This window comes from Haloferax namakaokahaiae (assembly GCF_042663225.1).
Taxonomy (GTDB): domain Archaea; phylum Halobacteriota; class Halobacteria; order Halobacteriales; family Haloferacaceae; genus Haloferax; species Haloferax namakaokahaiae.
This window is the reverse complement of the sequence record NZ_JBHTAA010000015.1, coordinates 79,489-104,150: the sequence shown is the minus strand read 5'-3', so window position 1 is coordinate 104,150 and position 24,662 is coordinate 79,489. Positions and strand designations below refer to the sequence as shown.

At 60.2% G+C, this 24,662-nt stretch carries 23 protein-coding genes; 6 read left to right on the top strand and 17 right to left on the bottom strand.

Annotated elements, in window-relative coordinates; translation table 11 throughout:
* Positions 1–106: 106 nt before the first annotated feature.
* The 3 genes from ACFQJC_RS18055 to ACFQJC_RS18045 all read left to right on the top strand — a co-directional run bounded on the left by ACFQJC_RS18055 (position 107) and on the right by ACFQJC_RS18045 (position 2,137).
* Positions 107–475: a DUF7964 domain-containing protein gene (locus tag ACFQJC_RS18055; protein ID WP_390226098.1), complete on the top strand. Its 369-nt coding sequence runs from the start codon at positions 107–109 to the stop codon at positions 473–475.
* 586 nt (positions 476–1,061) lie between these two features.
* A complete protein-coding gene (locus ACFQJC_RS18050; RefSeq protein WP_390226096.1) occupies positions 1,062–1,484 on the top strand; it encodes a type IV pilin domain-containing protein in 423 nt (140 codons plus the stop codon).
* 176 nt (positions 1,485–1,660) lie between these two features.
* The gene (locus ACFQJC_RS18045; protein ID WP_390226093.1) at positions 1,661–2,137 is read left to right on the top strand and encodes a YbaK/EbsC family protein; all 477 of its coding nucleotides are present in this window, start codon (positions 1,661–1,663) and stop codon (positions 2,135–2,137) included.
* A gap of 683 nt (positions 2,138–2,820) precedes the next feature.
* On the opposite strand, the gene ACFQJC_RS18040 is transcribed toward ACFQJC_RS18045, so the two are convergent.
* From ACFQJC_RS18040 to surE, 5 genes are all read right to left on the bottom strand, one after another.
* Positions 2,821–4,065: an orc1/cdc6 family replication initiation protein gene (locus tag ACFQJC_RS18040; RefSeq protein ID WP_390226090.1), complete on the bottom strand. Its 1,245-nt coding sequence runs from the start codon at positions 4,063–4,065 to the stop codon at positions 2,821–2,823.
* A 912-nt stretch (positions 4,066–4,977) separates the two neighbouring features.
* Positions 4,978–5,439, bottom strand: a complete 462-nt coding sequence (locus tag ACFQJC_RS18035; RefSeq protein ID WP_390226088.1) for a DUF7970 domain-containing protein — start codon at positions 5,437–5,439, stop codon at positions 4,978–4,980.
* Positions 5,432–6,256 (bottom strand): ParA family protein, encoded by an 825-nt coding sequence (locus tag ACFQJC_RS18030; RefSeq protein WP_390226086.1) that lies wholly within the window; start codon positions 6,254–6,256, stop codon positions 5,432–5,434. Before ACFQJC_RS18030 ends, ACFQJC_RS18035 begins: the two co-directional genes overlap by 8 nt.
* Positions 6,257–7,020: 764 nt before the next feature.
* Positions 7,021–7,569 (bottom strand): peptide-methionine (S)-S-oxide reductase MsrA, encoded by a 549-nt coding sequence (gene msrA, locus ACFQJC_RS18025; protein ID WP_390226083.1) that lies wholly within the window; start codon positions 7,567–7,569, stop codon positions 7,021–7,023.
* A 161-nt stretch (positions 7,570–7,730) separates the two neighbouring features.
* Positions 7,731–8,600: a 5'/3'-nucleotidase SurE gene (surE, locus tag ACFQJC_RS18020; protein WP_390226081.1), complete on the bottom strand. Its 870-nt coding sequence runs from the start codon at positions 8,598–8,600 to the stop codon at positions 7,731–7,733.
* Between the two features lie 147 nt (positions 8,601–8,747).
* Between surE and ACFQJC_RS18015 the strand changes: the two genes are divergently transcribed.
* Together ACFQJC_RS18015 and ACFQJC_RS18010 are read left to right on the top strand one after the other, a co-directional pair.
* Positions 8,748–8,900 (top strand): HVO_2142 family zinc finger protein, encoded by a 153-nt coding sequence (locus tag ACFQJC_RS18015; protein WP_390226080.1) that lies wholly within the window; start codon positions 8,748–8,750, stop codon positions 8,898–8,900.
* 552 nt (positions 8,901–9,452) lie between these two features.
* Entirely contained in the window at positions 9,453–9,734 is a 282-nt protein-coding gene (locus ACFQJC_RS18010; RefSeq protein WP_390226159.1) for a winged helix-turn-helix domain-containing protein, read from the top strand.
* 153 nt (positions 9,735–9,887) lie between these two features.
* Here the strand turns inward: ACFQJC_RS18010 and ACFQJC_RS18005 are convergent, their stop codons facing one another.
* The 9 genes from ACFQJC_RS18005 to ACFQJC_RS17965 all read right to left on the bottom strand — a co-directional run bounded on the left by ACFQJC_RS18005 (position 9,888) and on the right by ACFQJC_RS17965 (position 19,058).
* On the bottom strand, positions 9,888–10,916 hold the full coding sequence (locus ACFQJC_RS18005; protein ID WP_390226078.1) for a GNAT family N-acetyltransferase: 1,029 nt from the start codon (positions 10,914–10,916) through the stop codon (positions 9,888–9,890).
* A 54-nt stretch (positions 10,917–10,970) separates the two neighbouring features.
* Positions 10,971–12,062: a lipid II:glycine glycyltransferase FemX gene (locus ACFQJC_RS18000; protein ID WP_390226076.1), complete on the bottom strand. Its 1,092-nt coding sequence runs from the start codon at positions 12,060–12,062 to the stop codon at positions 10,971–10,973.
* A gap of 136 nt (positions 12,063–12,198) precedes the next feature.
* Positions 12,199–13,116, bottom strand: coding sequence for a polysaccharide deacetylase family protein (locus tag ACFQJC_RS17995; protein ID WP_390226074.1), 918 nt, complete (start codon positions 13,114–13,116; stop codon positions 12,199–12,201).
* Positions 13,109–14,188 (bottom strand): non-hydrolyzing UDP-N-acetylglucosamine 2-epimerase, encoded by a 1,080-nt coding sequence (gene wecB / locus ACFQJC_RS17990; protein ID WP_390226072.1) that lies wholly within the window; start codon positions 14,186–14,188, stop codon positions 13,109–13,111. The genes ACFQJC_RS17995 and wecB overlap by 8 nt, the downstream gene beginning before the upstream one ends.
* Entirely contained in the window at positions 14,185–15,576 is a 1,392-nt protein-coding gene (locus tag ACFQJC_RS17985) for a nucleotide sugar dehydrogenase (protein ID WP_390226070.1), read from the bottom strand. Before ACFQJC_RS17985 ends, wecB begins: the two co-directional genes overlap by 4 nt.
* Positions 15,573–16,556 carry a Gfo/Idh/MocA family oxidoreductase gene (locus tag ACFQJC_RS17980; RefSeq protein ID WP_390226068.1) on the bottom strand — a complete coding sequence of 328 codons (984 nt, stop codon included), beginning with the start codon at positions 16,554–16,556 and terminating at the stop codon, positions 15,573–15,575. Before ACFQJC_RS17980 ends, ACFQJC_RS17985 begins: the two co-directional genes overlap by 4 nt.
* Positions 16,553–17,656, bottom strand: coding sequence for a DegT/DnrJ/EryC1/StrS family aminotransferase (locus ACFQJC_RS17975; protein WP_390226066.1), 1,104 nt, complete (start codon positions 17,654–17,656; stop codon positions 16,553–16,555). The genes ACFQJC_RS17980 and ACFQJC_RS17975 overlap by 4 nt, the downstream gene beginning before the upstream one ends.
* Entirely contained in the window at positions 17,656–18,231 is a 576-nt protein-coding gene (locus tag ACFQJC_RS17970) for an acyltransferase (protein ID WP_390226064.1), read from the bottom strand. The genes ACFQJC_RS17975 and ACFQJC_RS17970 overlap by 1 nt, the downstream gene beginning before the upstream one ends.
* A gap of 239 nt (positions 18,232–18,470) precedes the next feature.
* Positions 18,471–19,058 carry a metal-dependent hydrolase gene (locus tag ACFQJC_RS17965; protein WP_390226062.1) on the bottom strand — a complete coding sequence of 196 codons (588 nt, stop codon included), beginning with the start codon at positions 19,056–19,058 and terminating at the stop codon, positions 18,471–18,473.
* A 300-nt stretch (positions 19,059–19,358) separates the two neighbouring features.
* Here ACFQJC_RS17965 and ACFQJC_RS17960 point away from each other — a divergent pair, with 300 nt between their 5' ends.
* Positions 19,359–20,438 carry a DUF354 domain-containing protein gene (locus ACFQJC_RS17960; protein ID WP_390226061.1) on the top strand — a complete coding sequence of 360 codons (1,080 nt, stop codon included), beginning with the start codon at positions 19,359–19,361 and terminating at the stop codon, positions 20,436–20,438.
* Positions 20,439–20,484: 46 nt separating this feature from the next.
* On the opposite strand, the gene ACFQJC_RS17955 is transcribed toward ACFQJC_RS17960, so the two are convergent.
* The 3 genes from ACFQJC_RS17955 to ACFQJC_RS17945 form a co-directional block, all read right to left on the bottom strand.
* Complete coding sequence (locus tag ACFQJC_RS17955) at positions 20,485–22,314, bottom strand: asparagine synthase-related protein (protein ID WP_390226059.1); 1,830 nt, start codon at positions 22,312–22,314, stop codon at positions 20,485–20,487.
* 256 nt (positions 22,315–22,570) lie between these two features.
* A complete protein-coding gene (locus ACFQJC_RS17950; protein ID WP_390226057.1) occupies positions 22,571–23,611 on the bottom strand; it encodes a glycosyltransferase family 2 protein in 1,041 nt (346 codons plus the stop codon).
* The gene (locus ACFQJC_RS17945) at positions 23,608–24,660 is read right to left on the bottom strand and encodes a DUF1616 domain-containing protein (protein WP_390226055.1); all 1,053 of its coding nucleotides are present in this window, start codon (positions 24,658–24,660) and stop codon (positions 23,608–23,610) included. Before ACFQJC_RS17945 ends, ACFQJC_RS17950 begins: the two co-directional genes overlap by 4 nt.
* Positions 24,661–24,662 lie beyond the last annotated feature (2 nt).

Here is a 24,662-nt window from a genome sequence, read left to right as displayed (position 1 = left end):
GTGGCATTCGAGGGAAAGACGCACGCCAGACCGTGCATCCTATACCTACCGAGCGATGGCTTTCGAGTACGATGAACGCGATGCGAACGGCGCGAGGAGGTAGCCAATGAGCGAGACACTCGTCGAGTCGCTTCCACCGCGAGCAGTTCCCGAACAGTTCGTCACGGAGTTGGAGGCAACCGACGCGATTCAACAGGCAATCGCCGTGCGCGGGTACAACGTCGAACGCGATGGCGAGACGATCGCGCTCGCCACGCAACTGCTCGTGAACGTCCGCGGAAAGTACATCCTCGGGCTACACCTCTCGAACGGGGAGTGGCGCGTCGTCTTCGACACCCGAGATAACCTCGAATTGGCCCAAGAGGGAGCGCGAGCGGCCTACAAAGCCGCCCACGATGCACTGTACGAACGGGCACCCTCCGACGCCGAAATCGACTGGGAGACGACGCCTCGGTTCTGGAACCCACCACAGTAACTCGAATTCGAGCCTCCTGTTCCCGACACCGGTGTGTCCGCAGTAATCTGGGAACGAATGGCGGTGACTGTACAGTTCTAGCGGCTTCAGTCAGCTAAGTTGGTCGCATTTTATCACACGTCTGTCGTACGTAGCTACGCACCCCATGAGTATCGCCGACGCGGCGACGCGAACGAAATGGCGCACGACGACTGCGTGGTGCGTGACGACTGCGTGGCGCGTGACGACTGCGTGGCGCGTGACGACTGCGCGGGTATCGAACTGTTCACGCGAAAAACCGAGTGCGGCAGTAACTACATGGTACCTACGGAGCACTCAGTGAGAGTGTAAAATCATCCATTTAACAATCCTCTGCTGGCCAAAACACGTGTATTCGATGTCGCTCGACCGAAACTGCGTTAGAGTCACGTGAAATCACGAATTCAGAGGTTAGAAGCCATATAACGGCGTGCTTGGACAAGTAAGGCATTGCGAAATTAAGTATATCCAGAACATACGGATTGTCAACAGGAACCGGACATACAGCCTCTCAGATGCCTCAGTTAGGTGGGCAGGGTGTGGGGGTGGCCGTTCCTGGGGTAAAACAATGCATCTCAAGAAATTCCTTACAGAATCACGCGCAGTATCGCCCGTTATCGGTGTCATCCTGATGGTGGCCATCACGGTCATCCTCGCGGCCGTCATCGGGACGTTCGTCCTCGGTCTCGGCGACCAGGTGGGCGACACCGCACCACAGGCGAGCTTCAGCTTCGAGTACAACGAAACGAGCGAAATGATGACGATCACTCACGAGAGCGGTGAAGCAATCGCCACCGAAAATCTGAACGTGTCGGTCTCGTCGAATCCCGGCGTGACTCCCACTATCAACGATGGCGGTGACGGCCAACTGTCGGCCGGTGAGACCATCGTCGTAGACACCGACGGACTCGCCGACGGCGACACCGTTCGCGTCATCTGGACCTCCGAATCCGGAGCGAACTCTGCGACCCTCCAGAAGTACACGCGATAACCAATACCGCATAGATTGGATCGAATAGGCGGCATGGGTTGACCGCGAAGGGTAGAAACGACGCTGTTCCAACAATCGACCCGCCTTCCAACGCGCCAATTTTTTCGAACCAGTACCCGAGTAGTCGCACGGTCGTGCGACAAACGTTCTTATCAGATGAGGAATAACCCGTGTCCATGCATCCCACGGCACGGCAGTTTGCCGACGAGTTCCGCGAAACACACGGATTCGAAATCGCAGTCAGTGAGTTTCCAGAAGGGACGAAGACCGCACAGGACGCCGCAGACGCGGTCGGTTGTGACCTCGCACAAATCGTCAAGAGCATCGTGATGCGCGTCGGCGACGAAACCGCCGTCGTCCTCACGAGCGGTGACCACCGAGTCGATGAAGCGGCACTCGCCGACGAGTTCGAACTCGAAGTGAGCGACGTTCGAAGCGCGAACCCCTCAGAAGTCAAAGACGCAACCGGATGGAGCATCGGTGGTGTCCCGCCGACATGCTACGACACACCGATTCCCGTGCTTGCAGACCCGGTTTTCGAGACGTTCGAGGAAGTGTGGGCCGCCGCCGGAACGCCGAAGGCGGTGTTTCGAATCACTCCATCCGAACTTCACTCGGTTGCGGACCCGCGCGTTGTCGATGTCTTCGAGTGAACGAACTCGAAGCGAGACAACCGAGACCAGCCCCCCGAGACCAACTAAACACCACTTTGTCCGCTGTTCAGTTGAGAGCGACGTGGGGGCGATGTGTTCGTTCCGACCAGCACTCGGAACGAGGTTCGCAAGCGGTCGAGCTTCGTCGTCCGTCGAGGCGCGCAGCAGGTTTTGCCAGTGATTGTCGAGACGCCTCGTCTCAACACCAGCGTGTCCGCTGTTTTTATCTGAGTCGTGAATTGAGACAATTTTCTCGTCACAATCTCGACAGACGTCTCCACGTTCGCAATCCAGCCCCAACCGAACGACTGACCACCGAGAACAGTGTTTCCTCCACCGAAGTTCGACTAATTCGGCGTCAGGAGACGTGAGAATGTCGAAAACAGCGGACATTCCGGTGTTGGTATCTGTTTCGTATAGGTCGGTAATCTACCACGAATGACGTTTTCGAACACGTAGGATTCGGAATCTGTGCAACGCCGTACAACCCTGCGCTGGCCGGCGTTTCACGACGAGCGTTCTTACACCAGTTTGTCCGCTGTAACCCCCCGTTTCGAAGGCGTTATTCATTACTTACAGACAATCAGAGTTTTTGACACTGTTCAAGAACGGACTCCTCCCCGAGAACAGAGAGCCGAGGTCAGAAATCCGATTCGAGAGGCGTACGTCCGGTAGACGACAGTTCAGGCGAAGTCGTCGAGAGTCCGCTTCGACTCGGTGTTGACGTGCGAGTCAATCGTCTCGTGGACACCAACCAAGTCGATCGTATCGCGCATCGCCGAGATGATGAGTTCGACGTCCATATCGAGGGCGTACTCACGATAGGTACCACCACGCCGGCCTTCGTTTCGCTCGGTCACCGAGACGATACCGAGCATCGCAAGTTCGCTGAGGTGGTCACGCATTCGTCGAGGGACGAGCGGGTCGCGGTTGGCAAGTTCGGCAAACCGCGTGTATCGAGGGCGAACGTCGCGCGAACGAATCGGTGTTTCACCTTCGAGGTCGAGTGTCAACAACGAGTAGAGAACGAGGTGACCGTGCTCGGTGAGTCCGTTGATTCCCTCTTTAATCCGACCGCGTTCGAGGGCGCGACGGCCTCGTTTTACGTGTTCTTCGGTGACGCGGTCGGTCTCTTCGTCGCGGGCTAAGTCACCTGCTTTCATCAACAAGTCGATAGACTGGCGGGCGTCACCCGCGTCCTTCGCGCCGTACGCCGCACAGAGGGGGATGACCTCGTCGGCGAGCACTTCTTCACGGAACGCAACCTCCGCACGCTGTTCGAGAATCGCCTGGAGATTTTTCGCGTTGTACGCGGGGAAGTGAATCTCCTGTTCACACAGCGAACTCTTGACTTTGGGAGAGAGGTCGTCTCGAAACGAGAAATCGTTCGAAATGCCGATAAGACCAACCTTTGCGTTGTCTAGATTTCCATTCGCGCGTGCGCGCGGGAGTTGGTAGAGGATGCTGTCGTCGTTGACGTGGTCGATTTCGTCGAGGACGACGGTTATCGTCCCGCCGCACTCGTCCAGTCCCTCCCAGAGCATCCCGTACACCGAACCAAGCGGGTAGCCCGTCGTGCTAATCTGGTTCGACTCGCTGCGAAGTTCGTTGACGAGACGGGTAGCGATCTGATACGAACTCGTCAATCCGTCGCAGTTGAGAAAGATGACGGTGAGGTCGATATCGTCGTACCGTCGCGCATCTTCACGGAGGTGAGAGAGGAGATATCGACTCGCTGCAGTCTTTCCGACACCGGTTTTTCCGTAGAGAAAGATATTGTTCGGTTGCTCGCCGTTAATCACGGGTTGGAGCGCTGCCTGAAACGTTCGTAGTTCTTCGTCGCGTCCCACGAGTTCCTCGGGCTGGTAGTCCTCGCGGAGAGCATCCCGATCACGGTAGATCTCGGTGTCTCGCTCGAAGAGGGGCATGTGAACACGATTTGTTCACGTCATTTATAAAACCACCGCGTCCGCAGTGTCCGCTGTTCTGGTCATTTATAAACAACACGGTGAACACACCCCCTCCACTTTGTCCGCTGTTGTTGGTCTCGAAGGTGTGGGGGGTGGGTCGTTTGTTGGTTTAGTAATAAGAAAAGATTTAATACATTCACTGTTCAACCAAATCCGTAATAGAATTAATACAAGAGAATGAAAGGTGGTTTTGGTTGATGACTATCTTTGCTCTCCGTCGGTCGCGGCAATCGTTTCCGGCACACTGACACCCCCTACACTCTCACCGTGAGAACAGCGGACAAAGTGGTGTGAGTGTCCCCCCCATCTTCACCTCCCGAGCACTCGAGAGCGGTAGCAATTCTCCTCAGTTCGAACAGTCGCCAGCTATTCTCACACCGACGACCCTCTTTCGTGACGAGAACAGCGGACAATGTGGTGTCTGTGTCTCTCTCGTTCGAGTTGCGCAACACGACTCGTCGTAGCAGTTGACTCCGAGACAGATGGTCTCAGAATCATCCGAGCCTGTTGCGTACCTTCGAGAACGCTGTCTGCTCTTTCTCTTCACCGCTTCCTTTCACCGCTTTCTCTCCACAACTTTTCTTCCACCACTTTCTCTCCACCGCTTTCTTTCTACAACTTTTCTTCCACTGCTCTCTCGAGACAGCGACCACCGCTGTAGCCTAACACCATCCTGTCCGCTGTTCTACGCCGATTCGATTTCATTTTCTCCGGACATCGTGGTGTGTCTCGGTCCATTTGTACCTGGTGTGACGACCACAGCCGGCACTCCGACTACCATCTCTCAACTATACCGGCCACCAAAGTTGACAATAGAACTACGGACGCGGTGGTGTTCTCGATAGGTTCGTCCGTGCCGTGCGCCCCGAGCTACTCGTTTCTGGTTTCGAGGATTGCGCCAACTATCTCGTCGGGGTATTCGGTCGCAACTCGAACGAGTGCATCGTGGAACTCGCGTCCGGTCAGGTTTCGGATGTCGTGTTCTCTCCGGAGGAGCGACTCCACTTCGAACTCTGCATCGTCCAGTTGGTCGAGCGTCGCGCGGCGGACGTAGATACTCTTTGCAGTCGTCGCTTCGAACTCGAACGCTGGTCCTGGGACTTCGGATTCGTTCTCGTCCTTCGTTGTTCCGTCTGTCGTGGTTCCTTCGGGCGCTTGCTCTGTCCTGTCTGGGCCGCTCCCCGAGTCTTCGAGCTCTTTGTCGCTTTCGTCCGAACGGTCGGCTTCTTCATCGGCGACGCTTTCGGACTCTGACCTTGGTGCCTCGGGCTGATCTGCTTCGCCGTCGTCGATTGCATCACCGAGACCGGCAAACCGATTCTCCTTAGGCATCCTCGACACCTCCGCGTTCGACGATTGCCGCGAGTTCGTCGAGCCGTTCGAGCATATCGTTCTCGGGGTCGAACTCACGAAGCGTCTTCCCGTCGCGCCAGGCTCGACTGAAGGCGATTCGGTGTCGAATACCTGGACCTTTCGAGTTCGAATCGTCGAAGAGTTCCGACCGCGCGAACCTCGGAAGGAACGGTTCGAACGGTGAATCTTCGAGATTCTGGATGATTCGTCGCTCTTCGTTGTTGCCGGTGAGGTCGTTGGGGACGATAGCGAGGATGTCGAGGTCAACCTCGCGGCGGATTGGGTCGATCTGTTGTTCGTACATTCGCTCGAACCCGCTGACACTCGGTTCGCTCATGAGCAGCGGGACGACGACGTTGCCGGTCCCGATGAGCGCAGCATCTGAGAGTGGCCCGAGGCTCGGTGGCGAGTCGATGACGACGTAGTCGTACTCGTCGCCGAGTAGCGGTTCGATGATTCGCCGGCGGACCCACAGCACTCCGAACGTCGAGTTTCGGACCCGGTCTTCGATGTCGTCCAAATCGACGTGGGCGGGCAACACGTCGAAATCATCGCGCGTGTGAATGACCTCACGAACGTCAAGTGGGTCGTCGTCCGTGAGCACGTCGCCGATATGCTGGTCGGCCGATTCGTAGGCCGACTTGAGCCCGACACCTTCGGTCGCGTTCCCCTGTTGGTCGAGGTCGATGAGCAATACGTCGTTTTCGCGGGCTGCGAGCGCATCTGCGAGATTGATGGCGATAGTCGTCTTTCCGACGCCGCCCTTCTGGAGTGAAACGCTGACTGCTCGTGACACTTATCGACCCCCCTGTGTGGGGAACAGTGTGGAGTTTTTAAAAATTGTACAATTTTCACAGTGCTTGGACCATTCGGGATGTTCTCGATGGGTGGACTGTGTAGGCATGGGGGTCTAAACTGGCGTACTGCACCATACTACATAATATTGTTCACGACTTTTAGGCAGTTGAGACGTTGTGAAATTTGCCAACTTTCCAGAATTTGTGGAAATTTCGGAATTTGCAAACGGTCTCTGTGGTTGCGGTCCCAAACTACCGACAATCGCCCTCTTCTCGCTCTCTTTTCGCCCTCTTCTCGCTCACTCCCGCTTTTCTCCGAGGATTGGCGTCGTCCAAAACGCGCTATTTCTACAATTTTTACAATTTTCACACTTCTCGAACTGTGTTCGAATTTTCAATAGTGTGGACTGTGTTCGATTTCTTCGCTGTGTCTACCACGTCCGATGTTTTCACAGCGTGAGCTGTTTTCAATTCTTCCCGTCGAGCGACGTTTCGTTCGATTCACCGTTTCGAACTCGTACTGGACTCCGTACGCCGTCTCGAAAGCCCAGGTAGTGATTGTCCTCGTGTTCGCACAGCTGCCACAGTCCACAAATTCTACACTGTGTGAACACTGGTCGTGTAGAACGACACTGCTTGTATAGAAATTGTAGAATGTGTGGAATCTGTGGATGTCTAAAAAACGGCTCGAAGTTCGGTTCTCTCGCGCTTTTACTCCGGACAGAGTGGTGTTGGTTCGGTCACCACCCCTGCCACCTACTGGTTAGTTCGACGGCGAGGGTTTCGTCTTGTCGGCGAACTTCTCGCGCACTTTCTTTATTTTCGGTGTCACGTTGATGACGCAGTAGGGTTGGTTCGGGTTCTTCTCGAAGTAGTCTTGGTGGTAGTCTTCCGCCTCGTAGAAGGTTTCGAGCGGTTCGATTTCGGTGACGATAGGGCTGTCGAACGCACCCGCGGTCTCCAACGCTTCGACGAACGAGTCGGCTACCGCTTGCTGTTCGTCGTCGTGCGTGTAGACCGCCGACCGGTACTGACTCCCCACGTCTGGACCCTGACGGTCTACGGTGGTCGGGTCGTGGACGGTAAAGAACACTTCGAGCAGGTCTTCGTACTCGAGGACCGACGTGTCGAACTCGACTTGGACGACCTCCGCGTGGCCGGTCGTCCCGTTGCAGACTTCCTTGTAACTTGGATTCGGTACGTCGCCGCCCGCGTACCCCGAGGTGACCGCTGAGACACCGTCGAGTTCTTTGAACGCCGCCTCGATACACCAGAAACACCCACCGCCGAACGTCGCAGTTTCCGTACTCATACGTCACGTTACGTCGCCGAAGAGTAAAGCACCGCGGCGGGGGCAGTCCCGGCCGGTACGACGGACACGATACCCGGCCGGTACGACGGATACAGTTTGCCGGACCAGTTCCCCCGAAGAACAGACGCCCGCGACGACATCTCTCGCCGGAGTCGAGCGCGTTATTCGACGAACTCGGAGAGGCTATCGACGATTCCCGCGAGCGTCTGCGACTCGGCGTGGCCGTGGTGGACCGACAGCGGCGAGACGCTCACTTCGCCATCGACCATCGCCCTCCGGTCCGTCCCGACAGGATAGCGCTCGCGGTGCTCGTCGCGGGGCGGGAACGGGTTCTCGTAGCCGACCGTTTCGGGCCACGACACGTCACGAAGTCGCACGAGCGTCTCGTCGTCGTCCAGTTGCCGGTCGGTATCGCCGTCCGGGAGGAGTGTCGTGCTCTCGTGGTGGTCAACGTGCTGGTCGTAGTCGGCGAGCGGTTCGGTCACGCGCATTCGAGGTTGCGGAACGTCGATTGGTGCGTTGACGTTCAACAGACCGACGTCGCCGAAGACGCTGGTCCCGGCCACTCGTTCGAGGAGCGCACATGCGATTCGCGCGGGCCGCGAAAAGTCGTACTCTTCGGGCGGGTGGCAGAAGAAATCACGCGCGTGGTAACTGGAGACGGCAATCGCTGGCGTTCCGAGGAAGGCGGCTTCGATACCCGCGCCGACCGTTCCCGACCGACCGACGACGTAGTTTCCCGCGTTCGGGCCGTCGTTGATGCCGGAGACGACGATATCGAAGTCGGTGTCGAGTCCGCGAAGCCCGTAGGCGGTACAGTCCGCCGGCGTCCCGTCGAGTGCGTAGCCCCAGGGGTGTTCTCGGCGAACGGCGAACTCGTTTCGAGCGCGGCCGACGCCGCTCTGGTTTTCGGCGGGTGCGATGACGGTCACCTCGCCGACGGCGGTCAACTCTTCGCGCATCGCTGCGAGACCCGGAGCGTCGATGCCGTCGTCGTTCGTGAGGAGTATCTGGAGGGGCATGTCGCTCATCTCGTGGATGGTCCACTGCGGGGGTGGTAGTCGTTCCGGAACGAACGACATTCCGTTTCTTCGTTCACGACTAATTCGACATTGATTCATCATGATCGTCTACGGAAAATCGATAGTGTGATAGTTCCTCACACATATGTGCGTGGTATGGACGTGAATCGACCACAGGACCTCAGTCCAGAGTGGTGCCCTGATTGCGGCGAGGAATTACTGTTCAGCGGGATGCAACCCGCCGGAATCGCACAGTTCTTCTGCGAACACTGCCGGTATCGCCGCGATACATTCATCGGGGACGAGTAAACTTCTCACTCTTCGTTCGGTCTCCGACGGGATACTTGAGGGACGACGTTCGGTCTGAACGACCCGAGAGACGAGTCTCGACGCTCACGAAGCCACGTCGTTCACGAAGTCACGTCATTCACGATACTGTGATTTTCAGTAATCTCTGAACATATTTACAACGATGACTTTATGTAATTAACTTCGTACTAATGAATTGAATGAGCTACGGACGGATGTGGCCGAAGACCGGAATTCCTGTCATTTGGCCGGTTAATCTGCCGTTAAACCGATACCTATGGAACTCTTCGACACCCCCATGGGTTCGTACCCGGTTCGGTATCGCATCTGCCCCATTGGCTCGCTACCCTGCAGTTCGCGGGTTACGTCGAGCGCCGCATACCGGATTGCCGTTGCCCGCGCATCCGACCGATTGCGCAGTACATCCACTATCATGAATTTCGAACAGTCGTATAATGCACGTGGAGACACACCGTCAGTAGCGTTCGGACTGCCGACTGCACAGCCACCGACCGTACGCGAGGTGTCCCCCGTATGAGCACTAGCTATGGAATGACCGACGACGTCCCGTGGGACGAGGTCGGCTACATCATCAGTTCACAGTACCGCGTGACCGTCCTCGACCGATTGGTCCGCGGACCCGCGACACCGTCGCAAATCGCGGCCGATTCGAACAGCACCATCGCGCACGTCTCGCGCGCACTCCAGGAGCTTCGAAACCGCTCGCTCGTCACGCTCCTCGTCTCCGAGCAGCGGAAGAAAGGTCGCGTCTACGGCATCACCGGCGACGCCGAGAGCGTCTGGAAGATAATCGAAACGCAGGAGATGGCCTGACGTCCGCACTCGGCGTTTCCGCACTCGTTCGAACGTCTGAAACTCACGTACCTGCGGTCCCACCTACTCGCGGCCTCACGTACCCGCGGTCCCACCTACTCGCGGTCTGACGCACCAGCGGCTATCGCCGCCACCGACCCGCCACCCGCGACACTACTTTGGGAGCGGAATTTTCGAGCTGTTGAGCAGTTGGTAGGTGCGCTTGGCAATCGTCATGCTCGTCCCGGCCGACTCGGCCACGTAGTAGGGAACGAGGTCGCCGCCGAACTTCGACTTGTAGTCGCACAGACGCTCGGTGTTCGCGCCGACGAGGTCGTACTTCGTGACCGACTCGAGGTCCTCGTCGGTGGCGATGTCTTCGAGAATCGTCCAGTGGAGGAGGTTGTTGATACTCACGTTCTCGTAGACCGCTCGCGCGCCGCCGAGCCAGTAGTAAGCCGCCTCGTTCGAGAACGGCACGATGATGCCGCTCAGATAGTTGCCGTCGGGGTCGCGGGCGACGTACGTTCGGCACCTATCACCGAGGTTTTCGACCACCGTCTCGACGAACTCCCAGGGCATCGTGAAGGGTTCGTCCTGTTCGTCGTAGCGCGAGACGACGTCGTTGTACACGTCGTGTGCGCCCTCGATGCCTTCGACAGAGACGGTCACATCGAGGTCTCTCGCCTGCTTGATTTCGCGCCGCAAACTGCGGCTGAACCCGCTGTTCACGTCGTCGAGCGACGTGACGTTGATGCGGTACGTAAACGAGGGCTTGAGCGTCAACCCGGACCATTCGAGGGGGCGCGGGTCCGCGTAGTCGGGCGAACAGAGGAGTCGCACGAACGTTCTCGTATTCCGAACGTCGAGTTCGTCGATAATCTTCTCGGTGAAGTCCTTGTTTATCGATTCGTAGGCGCTCTGTTTCGGACTGTTCGGCATCACGATCGGGCCGATGAACGGAATCGACATCGAGGGGGGCGGCGAGACCACCATTCGACCGAGCGGCGTCTTTCGAACGAACGCCGGCATCAGTGCGACCGGGTGGTCGCCTTTGAACCCGCCGTAGAGGTGCATCTCTCCGTCGAAGTGCTGGTCGATTGCGTCGAGAAACGCCGCGGTGTGAAACACCTCGAAGCCGGTCTTCGGCAGTGCTGCGTCCCATTCGTCGAGGCTCATCCGTTCGATTCGTAAGTTTGTCATGTGTTGTGTGTCGGTAGTGTTCGTTCGGTGTGGGCTGTTCGGTGTGGGGAAGCGTCAGTGAAACCGCTTGTAGAGAGTCTCCATCGCCGCTATCGGCGGCGGTCGGTGTGTCGCTCCGTTGGGCGTGACGAGCGGCGTGAGCGTGCGCTTGTACACGTGGGCGGCGGCTTTGGCCAACATCGACCCGTGTTCGACTTGGTAGTGCATTGCGAGCGTCGGGTTGAACTTGCTCTTGTAGCCGTTGAGTCGCGGATTGTTGGCCCCCACGAGGTCGTACCACGACTTGCCGTTGGCTTTCGCGTCCACCATCACGCGCCAGTCGAGGTTGTCGTTTATCTGGCCGTCAACGTCGTTTTCCGTCTTGACGCCGCCTTGCCAGCGGTAGACTCTGTCGCCGTAGTCGAGGGCGATGATACCGCCGACGAACTCGTCGCCGTCCCGGAAGACGTAGGGCTTGATTTGCCCCTCCGGGAGACCCTCGTACAGGTCCACGACGAAGTTCGTGGGGATGCCGAAGTACTCGTCCTGTTCTTCGTATCGCCCCCGGACCTGCTCGACGATCGCGCGGAGCGCTTCGACGCCGCCGATACTGATGTTCTGTGCGAACTTGCGGCCGTCGCGGATGTTTCGGCGCGCGTTTCGGCTGAACGACATCAGCAGGTCGTCTTCGTCGGGGCGCAAATCGACGAGGTAGGTGTACTTCGGTTCGGCGTCACAGCCGCCCCAGATGAACGGCCGCATATCGTCGTAGGACCCGTTCGTCCGGATGTGTGTGTACTGCGGACTGAACGCCTGTTGGACCCACTCGTCGCAGCCTTCGATGAACTCCGTTCGGAGCTGTTCTACCTTGCGAGCTTTCATGTTCCCCATGTCCAGCATGGCCGGACCGAGGTACGTTACCCGGATGTCCGGAGGCGGCGAGAAGGCCGCTTTGAACGGTCCTTTTTCGACCTCGAAGATAGGAAACAGGCCAACCGGCTCGTTGCCGTTGAACCCAACGAGTGGGTGCAACACCGCGTTCGAGTACGTGGCCTGCACCGTGAGTGCGTGATACTGATGGAAGAGTCCAGCATCGGGAGAGCGTGCGACGTAGCTGTCCCACTCTTCGTGCTGGCTTGCATCTAGTTCTCTAATTTCTAATGTCATGGTTTCGAAGCGGAATCTCTCACTCCGTCGTCTCTCAGCCCGCGATTCATACGCGAAATCCTGAGAGTCATGTTCGAGTTATGAAATGCGACCGGGTGGATTTGTTATGCGGCGTCTATCCCCCGACAGGGTGTTCCTACATCCGACCATTCGAATGCTGGTTCTGGCTGTACGATGCCGAAATGACCGCTGATTCGGGAGCTTCGTCCAAAAGGAACTGCTCGTAGTAGTCTCCGACCGGACCGACCCAGGCGCCGTTGGCCAGCGCCCACTCGATGAGTTCACAGTAAAGCCGGCGGTAGCCGGGGAACTCGACTTCGTTAAAGTACCGCGGGTGCCAGAGCACCGTCATCACCGCGTCGTTCTCCTTGGCTTCGACGAGCAGCTCTTCGCACACCGCCCACGCGTCGTCGTAGTGCTCACCTGGGTCGGGGAGCGCCATCTCCATCAGCGTGAGGGGGAAGACCGTAAAGGAGTCGTCGAACGGGCGAATCGGTTGGTAGCCGTGTTCGAAGCCGTAGGTCCGACTCGACCCGAGACTGGCGTCGTAGCGCAGTCCGATGTCGCGGTGGTACTCCCACGTCCGCGGGCCGAGTTTCATGTGGTGTTGTCGGCCGCCGAGGATGTCGTGGCCGAGGACGTCTTCGAGGGCCGCCTTCTCGGCTTTGAGCTTCCGGTAGTCGTCGCTCGACCGGAACGACCCGTGCATCCCGACTTCCCAGCCGTCGTCGTCGAGGTCGCGGATGACGTCCACGAGTTGCTCGTCGGTGATATCGTATCGGCCGAAGTGTTCGAGCCAGTTTTTCGGCTTCGTCCACGCTTCGAGGCCGCCGGTTCGGAGCAGACTCGGTTCGTTCAGGAAGTAGAACGACGAGCGAACGCCGAGTTCGCGTTCGAGTTGCACGATTTCTTCGAACTGCCAGTAGGGGTTCTGCCGGAGCAAGAACGTCTTGAGGTGGTACGGCGACCGCTCTTTCAGGCCGTAGTAGAGACCCTGATACGTCTTGTACGGGCGGTCCACGTCGTGCGTGAGGAGGACGGCGAAATCACTCATCTTCGAACTCCGCGATTGCTTGGACGATTCGTGTTGCTGCGGTTCCGTCGCCGTAGAGTGAGGGTTTCTCCGGGAGCGAGTCGGTCGATTGGAGCGCGCGCTCCATCGCCAGCGGGTCGGCACCGACGAGGGTGTTCCACCCCGCATCGACGGTTTCGACCCATTCGGTCTCGTCGCGGAGGGTCACACATCGCTTGTCGAGGTAGAACGCCTCCTTTTGGACGCCGCCGGAGTCGGTTGCGACTCGCTCTGCGCCGTCGAGGAGGCGCACGAAGTCGAGGTAGCCGACGGGTTCGACGACCAACAGGTGTTCGTCTTCGACCACGCGCGTCCAGAGGTCGGCGTCTTTGAGCGCCTTCTCGGTCCGCGGGTGGATCGGGAAGACGACCGGCTTGCCGGCCGACGAGAGTCCCGAGACGATGTTTTCGAGTCGTTCTCGGTCGTCGGTGTTGTTTGCGCGGTGGACCGTCGCAAGGACGTACTCGCCGTCTCGCAGGCCGAGGTCTTCGAGGACCGTCGAGTGCTCGCGTGCCGTCGCGCGACTCTTGAGAATCGCGTCGTACTGCACGTCGCCGGTCACGTAGACGCCGTCGGTGACGCCTTCGGATTCGAGGGTGAGCGCGGCCGATTCCGACGGCGCGAACAGCATGTCCGAGCAGTGGTCGGTGAGGACGCGATTCACCTCTTCGGGCATCTCCCAGTTGTAACTACGGAGACCAGCCTCGACGTGGGCGACGAGCGGTCGCCGCTTCGACGCCACGAGTGCACCGGCGAGCGTGGAGTTCGTATCGCCGTAGACGAGCACGATATCCGGGTCTTCGTCTTCCATGACCGCGTCGAGTTTCTGCATCATCTCGGCGGTCTGGAGCGCGTGCGGGCCGGACCCCACCCCGAGGTTGTAGTCGGGTTTCGGGATGTCGAGTTCGTCGAAGAAGACGCCCGACATGGACTCGTCGTAGTGCTGGCCGGTGTGGACGAGCACTTCCTCGTGCTGCTCGCGGAGCGCCGCGGAGACGGGAAAGGCCTTGATGAACTGCGGGCGCGCGCCGACGACCGAGAGAATCTTGCTCATCGGTCACCCCCGTCGGGCGCGACCGTTTGGTGACTCACCGTCTCGGTCGGGCCGCTGCCAATCGTGTAGACGCGGTGACCGATATCGCCGAGCGTGCCGCGCCCATCGACGACGACGAGGTCGTCGAACGCCGCCCAGTCGATGTCGTCGAACTCCTCGTGCGGCGTGACGAGCACCATCCCGTCTACGTCGTACGTCGCCAGTTCGTCGAGCGCGACGGGCGTCGCACCGAAGGAGGCGACTACGTCGTCGTCGAGCAGTGGGTCCACCGCGAGGACGTTCGCGCCGAGTTCCGAGAGCGTCTCGATGACGCCCGCGGCGGGCGTTGCGCGGATTTCTGCGACGCCGGGGCGGTAGGTGACGCCGAGGACGGCGACGGTCGCGCCCTCGATATCTCGACCCGCTCGGCCGAGTTCGTCGCCGAGTTTCTGGGCCGTAAACGTGGGCATGCCGTCGTTGACCTCACGTGCGGTGAGAATCAGCGGCGTCTCCGTCTCGACGCGACTCGTGACGAAGTACGGGTACCACGGGATGCAGTGGCCGCCGACGCCGGGTCCGGGTTCGTGGATGTTGCAGAACGGTTGGGTGTTCGCGGCGTCGATTGCCTCGCGCACGTCGATGCCGAGGTCGTCGCGGATGCGCCCGAGTTCGTTCGCCAGCGCGATGTTCACGTCGCGGTAGAGTCCTTCGAACAGTTTCACCGACTCCGCGGTGGTCGAATCGCTCATCTCGATAATCTCGTTCGAGGTTATCTCGCCGTAGATGAGCGCGGCCACGCGGGTGGATTCGTCGTCCACGCCACCGACGATTTTCGGGTACGCACCAGTGATGTCTTCGAGCGCTCGCCCCGAGGCGGTTCGCTCCGGACAGAAGGCGACGCCGAACTCTTCGTGGGAGAGTCCGCTCGCGGCCTCGATGTACGGGGCCACGAGGTCGCGGCTGGTTCCCGGCGGGACCGTACACTCGACGATGACCATATCGCCCGGCGCGATGCCGGTGGCGATGGTGTCGAGGACGGACTGGAAGATGGCGAGGTCGGGTTCCTTGTCGTCCGACAGCGGCGTGGGCACGATGATGACGTGGACGGCGGCGCTGTCGGCGGCTTCGCTCCCGTCTGCCGTCGCGCGGAGTGCGCCGCGTTCGACCTGTTCGGCGACGAGTTCCGGGAGTCCCGGTTCCTTGCCGACGTGGCACTCGCCGGCGTTCAGTTGCCGGACGACGTCCTCGTCGATGTCCATCCCGGTGACGTTGCCGGTGGCTTTGGCGTAGACCGCCGCGAGGGGGAGACCCATCTTTCCGAGACCGTAGACCGCCACCGGGACGTCCCCGCGGCGAAGGGCCTGTTGCTGTTCTGTAGACGAGAGTGTGGTATTGTAGAGTCCTATCATTGTGTCACCGGGTCGGGGGACCCTCCTTCGGCTTGTGTTTCGATGCGTCTGGCCATCTCGATGGCGCGGAGACCATCTTCGGCCGAGACCAGCGGCGGTTCGCCCGTCATCGCACTCTCGATGAACGACTCGAGTTCGAGTTTCAGGGGTTCGCCGGTCTCCAGCATCGGCTGCTCCATGACTACTTCGTGACGATAGCGGATGTTTCCGTTGTCACGCAGGTAATCAGGTCTCGATTGACGGAATATCTGCACCGATTGGTTGAGATAATCGACGCGGATGAGTCGGTCGCGCGTCGTGATATCGAGCGTTCGGGTCTTCTGTTGGGTCATGCGACTCGCGGTCAGCGAGCCGATCATGCCGTTCTCGAAGGTCAACTGGGCCGTCGCGTACTGTTCGTCGGCGGCGCTCGCGGCGGCGACCGACCGGACCTCGGAATCCACGAGCGAGAGGAGGATGTCGATATCGTGAATCATGAGGTCCATCACGACGCCGTCGCCCATCTGCCGGTCGAGCGGCGGGCCGAGACGGTTCGCCGTAAAGGCGATTGGCTCGACCTCGTCGAGCAACTTTGCGAGCGAGCGCACGGCCGGATTGAACCGTTCGATGTGGCCGACTTGGAGCGTCACTTCGCGCTCTCTGGCGAAGTCGGCCAGCGCGCGGCCCTCTTCGAGGTCGGCGACGAACGGCTTTTCGACGAGGACGTGAACGCCCTTCTCGATGCACGTTCGCGCCACGTCGGCGTGATACGGCGTCGGAACGGCGACGCTCACCACGTCAACGTGGTCGAGCAAGTCGTCGATGGTGTACGCGTCGGTGCCGAAGTCCTCGGCGACCGATTTCGCGCGGTTCAAGTCGGCATCCGCGACGCCGACGAGTTCGACGTCGCGGAGTTCGGAGTAGACGCGGGCGTGGTTCGTTCCCATCGACCCGACGCCGATGACGCCGGCCTTGACGATTCGGTTGGCGTCTCTGCTCACGTCACCACCTCCGCGTAGCGGGCGACGGCACGGCCGATGCGCTTTACGTCGTCACCGTCGAGTCCGGGGTGAACCGGCAGCGAGAGCACCCGACCAGCGACTTCCTCCGCGACCGGTGCGGAGACGTCGAGGTGTCGGTACGGTTCCTGGTGGTGGACCGGAACGGGGTAGTAGACGCCCGTATCGATGCCCTGCGAGTCGAGGTACGATTTGAGCGCGTCGCGCTCGACGCGGTCACACTGGACCGTGTACTGGTGGAAGACGTGCTCGCTTCCCTCGGGGACGTACGGCGTGGTGACCGGCGCGTCTTCGAGGAGTTCGTCGAGCATCCTCGCGTTGGCTTGTCGGACCGTCGTGAACACCGGGAGGCGTTTGAGTTGCGCGCGCCCGATCGCCGCGGCGATGCTCGTCATCCGGAAGTTGTGACCGACTTCCGAGTGTTCGTAGCCGGTGACGCGGCCGTGGTCGATGAACCGCGCGGCGCGCTCGGCCACGTCGGCGTCGTTGGTGGTAATCATCCCACCTTCGCCCGTGGTCATGTTCTTCGTCGGGTAGAACGAGAAACACGCGGCGTCGCCGAACGACCCGACGCGTTTGCCGTCGATGGCCGCTCCGTGGGCCTGTGCGGCGTCTTCGATGAGCGCGAAGTCGTACTCTTCTGCGAGTTCGACGAATCGCTCCATGTCTGCCGGAAGCCCGTAGAGGTGGACGACGATGACGGCGTCCACCTGCTCGCCGGCTTCGAGACGCGCTTCGAGCGCGTCGGGGTCGAGGTTGTACGTCTGCGGGTCGATATCGACGAAATCGACCTCGGCACCCGCGAGCGCGACCGCGTTGGCCGTGGCGATGAACGTAAAGGGCGTCGTCAGGACGCGGTCGCCCGGCCCGATTCCGAGCGCGTGGAGCGCGGCGTGAAGGGCCGTGGTTCCGTTCGAGGTTGCGACGCCGTGAGCGGCATCGCAGTAGTCTGCAAATTCGCGTTCGAAGCCCCGGACTTCGGGACCGTCTGCGATCATTCCGCTTTCCATGACCGCCTTCACGCGCTCGAATTCGTCCGCATCGAGCTGCGGTGAGGCGATTGATATTCGCTTGTCAGTCATCATCGGTGAATCGTGTTGTCTCCTTGGAGGGGTGCAGGCAGTTCGCGGTACGTCGCGGGCGCGCCCACCGCGAGCACGCGTGGCGGCACGTCTTCGACGACGACTGCGCCCGCGGCGACGAACGCGCCCTCGCCGATGGTGACACCGGGGAGGATTGTCGCGTTCGCGCCGACCGAGGCGTTGTCTTCGATAGTCGGCCCGGTGAGTTCGTACTCCGACCGGACCGGGTACATGTCGTTGGTCATCACGACGCCGGGTCCGACGAACACGTCGTTCCCGATGTGGGTGTTCGTCGGGATGTAGACGTTCGTCTGAATGCTGACGTGTGACCCAATCGTGGTGTTGCCATCGACGACCGAGTTGGTCCCGATGAGGACCTTGTCGCCGATGGTCGTGTGCTCGCGGACCAGCACGTTGTGGCCGGTGATGAAGTCGTCACCAATCTCGACGTCGTGATAGATAATCGAGCCGGCGCGAATCCGCGCGCGCTCGCCGATAGTGGGTTCGGAGCCGTCTCCGTACCCGACCGTGACTCCCTCGTCGATGAGCGAGCCAGCTTCGGATTCGGCGCTCATCGGGTCTCTCCGTCGTGTTCGCGGCGATTCGATAGCCGAGCACTCTCGGCGCGTCGCCGAGTCGAGGGTAAAATCATTGGTTTCATTTTCATTTCGGCGAGGGCGTGCCTGCCTCAGCGAAATTCAGTCTCGGTAACGGCTTTGTTATGGAGTGATTGCTACCCTCGCAACAGTGTTACAGGTCGATTTTTTGAGAGAAGGACGCCGTTTACGACTGACCGCCCGACGGCGCGACGTTGCTACCGGGAGGCGCTTCGACGGATTTCGGTCAAGGAACGCTTGAGGAGTTCGATTCCGGGCTTCCCGTCCGTTAGCCAGAGCAGGAACGCACTCCCCATCAGCACGAGTTCGAACAGGAGGTAGGCGATTGCTTCCGGGCGTTGCACGTAGTAGAGGAACCGGCTCAGATAGTACCACACCTGCCCGAAGAAGCCGTTCGTCGCGGTCTCGCCGCTGTGAGAGAGCGGCCAGAGGAACGAGTCGAGTGCGCCGTAGTTTCCGAAGAAGAACCCGCTGTAGAACAGGTCGGCGGGGATGTGTGAGAGGTAACCGAGTGCGAACGCGACACCGACGGTAGCGACGCCGTATCGTCTGGAGACGAGGACGACGAGGAGCGCGACGGGAATCGAGACGAACAGCGAGTGAGCGACCGAAATCCCGCTCGGGAAGACGTTGAACGACCACGCCAGCGGTTTGTCGATGAGGTCCGGGAACTGCGTTCCGAAGGCGACGGCGATGACGGCGAAGCCGTCGAGGGGCCGATTCGTCGCCCGCGCCCACATCGAGACGGCGATATAGCCGACTGCGAGGTGTTCCCACGGCCACATCAGCGGTGCTCCGGGGTGTTCGCGTGGGTGCTATGCGGTTCGGCCGCCGCGTTCGAAAGTGGACACATCGTTGGTCGGAGAGAGGACGCCGAGTATCGTGCCACTTTCGCCGATTGGGTCGGCCGACTGGGGCACGAATCTCGGGCCGCTTTCGCTGGGCACCTGTGGGGCGTTTGTCGTTTTGTTATGCTGGGTGTAATCCGGTATTGACGGGTGATTCAATCGGGTGGGAACTCCGCTCTCGGCCGGGTAGACGCTGAATAACTACTCCTACTGGCGCCTTCTTCTCGGATAGAACTTATGCGATACGTGTTCTTCACAAACACTCCCGCCCACGTCCACCTCTACAAGTACGCGGTGCGAGAACTGCAACGGCAGGGCCACGACGTCCTCGTTCTCGGCCGAGACTACGGCTGTACCAAGGACCTGCTCGAATACTACGACCTCCCGCACGTCATCTACGGCAAGTGCGAGACGACGAAGAACTCCCTGTTCAAGGAACTTCCCTTCCACTACTGGAACATCTTCCGCGAGGTTCGGAAGTTCGACCCGGACCTCATCTTCGGCATGGGCGGCTACTCGGCTCACGCCGGCGCTCTCTCACGCACGCCGACCGTGCTCGTCCTCGACTCCGAACCGACCTCTCTCGACCACATCGTCTCGAAACCGTTCGCCAAGGCCATCCTCACGCCACACACCTTCGGGAAGGAACTGGCGAAGAACCACTACCAGTTCCGCGGGTTCAAAGAGACGGCGTATCTCCACCCCGACGTGTTCGAGCCATCGGTCGATATCCGCGAGGAACTCGGACTCGACCCGGACGAGAAGTTCGTCGTCGTCCGTTTCAACGCCTTCGGCTCGCACCACGACGTCGGGCACAAGGGCTTCACCCCCGAACGCCGCCGCAAACTCATCGAGACACTGAGCGAGTACGCGACGGTGTTCGTCCTCGACGAGAGCGAAGAACGCCACGACGGCGACATAGACACCCGCCCCTTCGACTTCCACCCCGCGCTCATCCACGACGTGCTCTCGGAAGCGAGTCTGCTCGTCGCCGATACGCAGACGATGGTGACGGAAGCCGCGCTGCTCGGTACGCCCGCCATTCGCTCCAACTCCTTCGTCGGCGAGGACGACATGGGGAACTTCAAAGCGCTCGAACGCGAGGGCCTCATCTACAACGTGCGGGAGTTCGACGAGGTCATCAAGCTCTCCGAAGAGATTCTCGCCGACGACGAGTCGAAGGCGAAGTGGGCGGAGAAACGCGAGGCCTTCCTCGCCGACAAGGTGAACCTCACCGACGTTATCGTCCAGGTCGCGCTGAACTACGGGACCGTCGAACGGGTGCCGTCGCTCTCGAAGCACTCCGTGACGACGTAGTCCGAGCGAACTCCGGTGGGTCTCTTTTGTGCGAAAATGAGGTCGTTCAGGACGTGTTGACGGCGCTTTCTACGGTCGCAACTCGTTCTTCGGCCGACTTTGGTTGGCGGTCGATGTAGCGTTGGACCCAGAGTTCGACCGTGACGATACCGGAGAGCGCGTTCATGTTCGATTCGTCCCTCGTCAGGTGATTCCACTGTAACCGCCGAATCGCCTCGGCGTCGAAGTACGGGCGCTCGCACGCCGAATCCAGCACCGAATCGACGAACGCCGCGAAGTCGTCGTCCTCGTGGTACCACTCGGCGAGAATCGACTGCCCATCGAAGGACTGCGCGTTGCCGGTGAGGCGCTCACGGAGCGTCTCGATGGAACTGCCGATGGCCGTTCCGACGACTTGCTGCCACAGCGGGCGCGACGGTGCAACCTTGGTTCGTTCGTCGGGAATCGCCGCCAGTCGCTCGTCGAGACGCCGCATCAGTTCGAGTTTGGGAACCGACGTCCCCGCGGGGACGGTCCCGTTCGTGAACGGGAGCGTTCGCACTCGGTGTTCGAGCGGCATCGCCGCGAGGGCCGTCAGGAATTCGCCGGTACTGAACGGGATTCGCGTCCCGGCTTGACTCTCCAAGAGCGGCGTGCTCCCGAAGTCACACCGAGAGAGGTGGTTTCGGTAGTAACAGTCCAACGTCGAACCGTAGAAATCAGAGTGGCTGCTCTCTTGGACCGCCTCGCGGTAGGAGGTCATCGGGTCGAACGACGTGTTCAGGAGGTGGCGAACGACGCCGACATCGACCCGCCGGTCGGCGCGATAAAGCGCCTCTTCGGGCGAATTACTCCGCGTGAGGACGCGCCGACTCAGTTCGGTCGCCAACGCGCTTCCCTGTCGCCCTCCCTCGACGAACTGCCCCGGTGTCTCCGAGACGTCGAACACGGACGCAGGGCTGATGAGCGACCCCAGTTCGACCATCCCACTCGTGAGTTGGACTGCTGCGTCGATGGACTCGACGAACCGGTCGGGTGCGGTTAGAACGGACTTCGTGTCGATACCGAGTTCCTCGGTGACCGCTGACGCGAGGTCGTTCGACGACGCCGTACTGGCGGTCTCTGGGGAGAACGCAGTCACACGCCGGTGACGGCCGAGCGCTGCGGCCAGCAACCGGTCGTCTAAGCCCCCCGAGAGCCACGTGCCGACGGTCTCGTCTGTCGTCGCCGCGGCGTCTTCGACGGCGGTTCGATAGGCGTCGGCGAGGGTAGACAGATACGAATCGCCCCGCTGGTGTCGAAACTCCGGTTCCCAGTAGCGGCGACGTTCGTAGCCCGAGGTGCGGTCGTATTCGAGGACCGTCCCCGGTTGGAGATAGTTCACGCCCTCGACCAGCGTTTTGTCGCCCCAGACGTGGCCGCTCATGACCACGTCACTGACCGCTCGCTCGTTCACCTGCGAGTCGTCGAGGAGGGCGGTGAGCGCGCCGACTTCCGTCGCAAAAGCGAACGGGTCGTCGTCGATGTAGAATAGCTGTCGCGTCCCGAGTTTGTCGCTTGCGAGGACGACGCGCTCGGCTTCGCTGTCGATGGCGGCGACGAGGAACGAGCCATCTAACTCGGCGAGGAGCGCGTCCGGGTCGTCCAGCAGTCGGGTGAACAACGCCTCCGTGCTCATCTCGTCGCGGTTCGTAATCACGCCGTAGAGCACGCCCATCCGCCATCTGTCTCGCCACGTCGTGCATCCGCGGGGGTCTTTCGACCCGTGGTGAGACACCGTCAGACCGAACCCCGCGAGGTGGTAGCCGTCGGTTTCGTACCACGGTTCACGATAGAGTTCGGCCGTGCTCTGTTCGAGCGACGTATCCGTGAGGTGGCCGCCGACGAATCCCGTCATCAGAGCCTCTCGCCGCGAATCGATTGTCGGTCAGCACACGAATGAGTATCGTTGAATGTCATTTTCGATTGACATTCTTCCACGAATTGGTTTTGTTATCATGTGCCTATCGAAGTTTCAAGTACGTGAGAAACAGGGGCTACAGTGGATGAATCCGCCATACTGACCGGCGGTAGTGCGTTTTCGTTACGACGTAGATACCAGACTAGTTCGACGATTGGTTCGACGATTCGGTCGGCGAGAAGTCGGCGGGAGTTCACGAAGCCGATACTTTGGGGGCACTTTCGATGCCCGGTCCGTGCGTGGTTCCGTCTGCGATGGTCTCGACGGCGTCCAGCGGGAACTCTGACGGTGCTCGGACCGTCATGAGGAACCCACGGCAGAACCCGTACCACGAGATTCCGTTTCGAATCCAGCGTTCTGCGGCGAACGATGGCCCTTCCCAGAGCGAGTCGGCGAGGAACAGACTGGTCGCCATGAGGACCCACCCGACGAAGAGGATTCTGCTCACGACGAACGTTGCGACTCCGACCGAGAACAACAGCAAGAATAGCACGAACATGAGGTTTCGAATCAGCAGGAGCTTCAAAATCTTCGGAGAGGTCAGCGACTTACGGACGACCTGCCCGAGTCCGTACATGTAGCCGTTGTTCCAGCGCCGCTTCAACTGCGAAATCTCGTAGGGTCTGGCGTGAGTCGCCGAGACGATAGGGAGGCGAAGCAAGTCGTAGCCCGCCGCTCGCAACTGAAACCCGAGGATGATGTCCTCGTACCCCTGCAAAAACGGGTCGAACGTTTCGACTTCGTCGAGGACCGCGGCGTCGTACAACATCACGCCGTTAATCGCGTTGACCGATTCACGTTCCGCGGACGTCGCTCTGTCGAGATAGCCATCCACGCCGGAGACGTTCGGCTCGCTCTCGATGGTGTCGTGGGCGTCTCGCACCCAGTCGCCGGTAAGTTGCATATCGCCATCGACGAAGAGTAGCAGGTCGCCATTGGCGACTTTCCACCCCACGTATCGCCCGGCACCGGGCGTCGTCAGGTCGTCTTCCGTAATCTGCAGTACCGTAATCGGATACTGTCGGGCGCGTTCGACGGTCGAATCCTCGGAGTTCGAGTCCACCAGTATGACTTCGAACGATGGGCCGTCCTGTAGCGCGTCGAACACCGAATCGAGGCACGTTTCGATGTTCTCTTCTTCGTTCAGCGTCGGAATGACGACCGAAATCGTCGGGTCCGTTGCCTCACCGGTCGCTCGGTTCTGACCGTCTGCAGATGGCGACATTTCACTCATTCTGTCACTCCATTGTCGAGTGTGTGTTCAACTGGTGGGAGTATCAATGTTTCAGTACTGTCAGTATCGGCGCTCTGCTGCCCAACGTCGATGGATATCCGAAGTACGCGGTCTGCCGTTTCGACGTCTGCTTCTTGGGGTGCAGTCCCGTGGTAGAGCAGGAACCGGAGTGTGAGATTCTCACCTCGCTGGGTCGGCTCGACGGGGTATCGAACGGTCGCCGTCTCGTTGGGTTGGACCGTCGTCGTCGTCCGTCCGAGTTCGGTCGTCGCCGCCGAGTCGCCGGACCCTGTGGTGAGCAGTGCGACGACTTCGTACTGCCGTGAGTCGTCGTCGTTGGACCGAATCTTCAGGTGGTACGGTTTCTCCTCGCCGACGGCGAACGACTGGGGGTAATCGCTTGCGACGAACGTCCCGTTCGCGCTTGTGTTCCCGACGTAGAACTCGGTCATGTCGGTGGGTTCCTCGCTTCCCGGGAGTGAGACGGCGGCGCTCGTCCCGACCAGCAGGAGGGCGAGTACGAGTGCGCCGACCGTGAGGCGGTCGGTCGGTACGGCCTCCCAGATGGAACTGGACGAACTCCCCCACGCGTGTGTTCCCGTCGTCGGGCGTCGATGTATCGCGGCCGCTGTGGCACCGACCGTCACGAGTGACACGCCGGCGAGAATCAGTCCGATGTCGATTCCGGCGACGACGTTGACCCCGAGTGTGACCAGCGGAACGAGTGCGATAGAGACGACGACTGCGAGGGTCACACGCTCGAACACGCCGAGTCCCTCCGGGAGGTAGGCGCTCGTCGAGGAAACGTCGTCATCCGGTTGTTCGGGTGCGCTTGCGGACGTCGGAACGAGTGCCGTGACGACTGCGAACCCGGGCGTCAACAGCAGTATCGGGAGTGCGAGTGGAATCCGAACGAACGTCGGGAGCCACTCGACCAACCAGAGCAGGCCCGCGGCGACCACCGTGTAGCCGCTGAGCAGCACGAGAATCGTGGTGAACTGTCGTTCGAACGCCGAATCAACGCGTCGAGAGGTAGTATCTGGAATCATTG

Excerpts from the sequence above, each read along its gene's own strand:
- ACFQJC_RS17945 (WP_390226055.1), bottom strand. The coding sequence starts at position 24,660 with ATGATTCCAGATACTACCTCTCGACGCGTTGATTCGGCGTTCGAACGA.
- ACFQJC_RS17965 (WP_390226062.1), bottom strand. The coding sequence starts at position 19,058 with ATGTGGCCGTGGGAACACCTCGCAGTCGGCTATATCGCCGTCTCGATG.
- ACFQJC_RS17955 (WP_390226059.1), bottom strand. The coding sequence starts at position 22,314 with ATGACGGGATTCGTCGGCGGCCACCTCACGGATACGTCGCTCGAACAG.
- msrA (WP_390226083.1), bottom strand. The coding sequence starts at position 7,569 with ATGAGTACGGAAACTGCGACGTTCGGCGGTGGGTGTTTCTGGTGTATC.
- ACFQJC_RS17960 (WP_390226061.1), top strand. The coding sequence starts at position 19,359 with ATGCGATACGTGTTCTTCACAAACACTCCCGCCCACGTCCACCTCTAC.
- ACFQJC_RS18005 (WP_390226078.1), bottom strand. The coding sequence starts at position 10,916 with ATGACAAACTTACGAATCGAACGGATGAGCCTCGACGAATGGGACGCA.
- ACFQJC_RS17985 (WP_390226070.1), bottom strand. The coding sequence starts at position 15,576 with ATGATAGGACTCTACAATACCACACTCTCGTCTACAGAACAGCAACAG.
- ACFQJC_RS17975 (WP_390226066.1), bottom strand. The coding sequence starts at position 17,656 with ATGACTGACAAGCGAATATCAATCGCCTCACCGCAGCTCGATGCGGAC.
- ACFQJC_RS18045 (WP_390226093.1), top strand. The coding sequence starts at position 1,661 with ATGCATCCCACGGCACGGCAGTTTGCCGACGAGTTCCGCGAAACACAC.
- ACFQJC_RS18010 (WP_390226159.1), top strand. The coding sequence starts at position 9,453 with ATGACCGACGACGTCCCGTGGGACGAGGTCGGCTACATCATCAGTTCA.
- ACFQJC_RS18040 (WP_390226090.1), bottom strand. The coding sequence starts at position 4,065 with ATGCCCCTCTTCGAGCGAGACACCGAGATCTACCGTGATCGGGATGCT.
- ACFQJC_RS18050 (WP_390226096.1), top strand. The coding sequence starts at position 1,062 with ATGCATCTCAAGAAATTCCTTACAGAATCACGCGCAGTATCGCCCGTT.
- surE (WP_390226081.1), bottom strand. The coding sequence starts at position 8,600 with ATGAGCGACATGCCCCTCCAGATACTCCTCACGAACGACGACGGCATC.
- ACFQJC_RS17995 (WP_390226074.1), bottom strand. The coding sequence starts at position 13,116 with ATGAGTGATTTCGCCGTCCTCCTCACGCACGACGTGGACCGCCCGTAC.
- ACFQJC_RS17970 (WP_390226064.1), bottom strand. The coding sequence starts at position 18,231 with ATGAGCGCCGAATCCGAAGCTGGCTCGCTCATCGACGAGGGAGTCACG.
- ACFQJC_RS17950 (WP_390226057.1), bottom strand. The coding sequence starts at position 23,611 with ATGAGTGAAATGTCGCCATCTGCAGACGGTCAGAACCGAGCGACCGGT.
- ACFQJC_RS18000 (WP_390226076.1), bottom strand. The coding sequence starts at position 12,062 with ATGACATTAGAAATTAGAGAACTAGATGCAAGCCAGCACGAAGAGTGG.
- ACFQJC_RS18055 (WP_390226098.1), top strand. The coding sequence starts at position 107 with ATGAGCGAGACACTCGTCGAGTCGCTTCCACCGCGAGCAGTTCCCGAA.
- ACFQJC_RS18035 (WP_390226088.1), bottom strand. The coding sequence starts at position 5,439 with ATGCCTAAGGAGAATCGGTTTGCCGGTCTCGGTGATGCAATCGACGAC.
- wecB (WP_390226072.1), bottom strand. The coding sequence starts at position 14,188 with ATGAGCAAGATTCTCTCGGTCGTCGGCGCGCGCCCGCAGTTCATCAAG.
- ACFQJC_RS18015 (WP_390226080.1), top strand. The coding sequence starts at position 8,748 with ATGGACGTGAATCGACCACAGGACCTCAGTCCAGAGTGGTGCCCTGAT.